This is a genomic window from Sulfurovum sp. bin170 (assembly GCF_010892395.1).
In the GTDB taxonomy this organism is placed as follows: Bacteria; Campylobacterota; Campylobacteria; order Campylobacterales; family Sulfurovaceae; genus UBA1140.
Window position 1 is genome coordinate 1 of sequence record NZ_JAACKB010000316.1, and the last position, 2,138, is coordinate 2,138.

3 protein-coding genes are annotated in these 2,138 nt (G+C 33.3%); 2 read left to right on the top strand and 1 reads right to left on the bottom strand.

Going from position 1 to position 2,138, the window contains the following annotated elements; all coding sequences use genetic code 11:
- Positions 1-195, top strand: a 195-nt coding sequence (locus GSY74_RS07520; protein WP_164664485.1) for a hypothetical protein, incomplete at its 5' end; no start/stop codon positions are given.
- Positions 196-1,197, top strand: a complete 1,002-nt coding sequence (locus tag GSY74_RS07525; RefSeq protein ID WP_164664486.1) for a caspase family protein — start codon at positions 196-198, stop codon at positions 1,195-1,197. It abuts the gene before it with no gap.
- A gap of 63 nt (positions 1,198-1,260) precedes the next feature.
- Here the strand turns inward: GSY74_RS07525 and GSY74_RS07530 are convergent.
- A partial coding sequence (locus GSY74_RS07530; protein WP_164664487.1) for an AAA family ATPase occupies positions 1,261-2,138 on the bottom strand: 878 nt, incomplete at its 5' end.

Here is a 2,138-nt window from a genome sequence, read left to right on the forward strand (position 1 = left end):
AATAGAGGAGCAGAAGGTGCTCAAATTACCAGAGCTGAAGCAAGACAATATAAACGACAACAAAACTTAACCGCTGATGAGATTCGTTTAGAAAATATGAAGCGTCACCAGACCACTGATTCAGTTGAAGAGAGTTCATCTGCTTTAGATTCTGCTGCAGATGCAGTAAAAAATGCTATTAGCATCTTTAAATAGATGAAATATTTTATTTTTTTACTTGTTAGCTTATTACCTTTTTATCTATATGCAGATGAGAATAGAGCTGTAAAGATACAGGCTACTGGAAGCGTAGAGCAAAGAGTTGCATTGGTTATTGGAAACAGTGATTATCGAGGTGTGTTGTCTAAACTAAGTAATCCAATTAATGATGCAAAATCAATTAAAAATATTTTGGAGCAACGAGGATTTAAGGTCATTTACAGTGAAGATACAACTAAAAAGAGTATGAAAAGTAGTTTGAATCAATTTTATACTGCTATAAAAAAAGGTGGTGTAGGAATGTTCTATTTTTCAGGACATGGAATAGAGGTAGATGGACAAAACTACCTCATTCCTGTGGATGCAAAGATAGAAGCTAAAAGTGATACAGAGTTTGAAGCTATCGCGTTGAACAAGATTACTAAACGGATGCAAAATATAGGTAATCGACTCAATATTGTGGTTTTGGATGCTTGTCGTAACGACCCTTTTAGTCGAAGTATTGGTACAGGAGGATTGGCAAAAGTTGAACCAATAGGAATGTTTGTCTCTTACTCTACAGGAGCAGGAAGCGTTGCAAGTGACGGTAGAGCTGGTGGACATGGGCTTTTTACTGAATCACTGATTAAATATATGGGTCAAGAACTTGATCTGCGAGATGTTTTTCAAAAAACACGCAAAGATGTCTATACTCAATCAAACAAAAAACAGTTTCCAGCTATTTATGACCAAACGATTAATGGTGGATTCTATTTTACAACTCCTACCGCATCTTCTAAAATGACAAATTATGTTGAACCTGTTGTGGCTCCCCCACAACCCAGAGAAGAGCGTGTTCGTCATACTCCAGCTAGAACTCAACAAAGAGAGGAGCCTATAGATATCTCTCCTTATCCTATACATAATATACCACCAAAGAGAACCCATGTTGCCGAAGAAGAACCAGAGAAGTATTATCACCCACCTGAAGATTATCGTTCAGTGGTAGGTTATGATTGAGATTAATTTAGATGGCAATTTATAATAGATTGCCATCTAAAATACATAACCTCAATCAAACACTCAAAGATACTGCTCACAATAGACTATCTCTTCGGCCATAATGATTCTGATGGTTTGATTTGGTATTTTGAAGTAATATTCTCCTCTATAGAACTTATCTATGGTGATTAATCCTAGATAGTAGAGCAGTAAGATAAAGTTATCCTCTTGTTTCATATCAAAGGCTGAAAAACTATCTTTTATCTGCAATGTTGTCACCTCATCACCTCCCAAAAGTCTCTGCAAGGTGTTGAAGTTTCCATTTAATCTATTATTGGTATAGACCAAATATCTTAGTTTGGAGTAGTCGGTTCGAATATTGATATCTACTAGATTTGCTGGTGGTTCATCATCCAAAATAAGTGAGTTAACATAATAGAGTATCATATCAGTATTGTAAAGGGTAGAACTCATATTCTCATTAAATTTATAACCATCATAGCAATTGTCAATATTTAATTTTGAATTCTGAATTTCAAATAATGAATTTGAATAATAATACAAGAACTTATCTAACTCATCTCTTGTTATACCAAGTACATTATTGAATGTTTGTAAATTGCTAATATTTGTACTTATAGCACCTCCATTTGTTATGTCTAGTGTGATAGTGGGTAATGTTCCTATTGTAAATATTTTTTTTAATGATGAGTTGTTATCTGATGTAGCAGTTCTTAAGGCTCTAAAAAAATCCTTACAAATTATCTTATTTTCAATATTGAATTTATCATAATCATCTATCATGACATAGATGGGGATTTTTTTTAACCTCAATTTACTAAAGACAAAGTTTAAATTTTCATGAGTAGCTTTATCTCTATCTATCTCTATATCAAAACTGTATTTTTTTAAAAAATGCTCTATTCTGATATTGCAGTAGTTACTAAAATTTCTATCGA

What these genes read in the sequence shown, in the direction of transcription:
- GSY74_RS07525 (WP_164664486.1), top strand. Translation starts at nt 196, where the DNA reads ATGAAATATTTTATTTTTTTACTTGTTAGCTTATTACCTTTTTATCTA.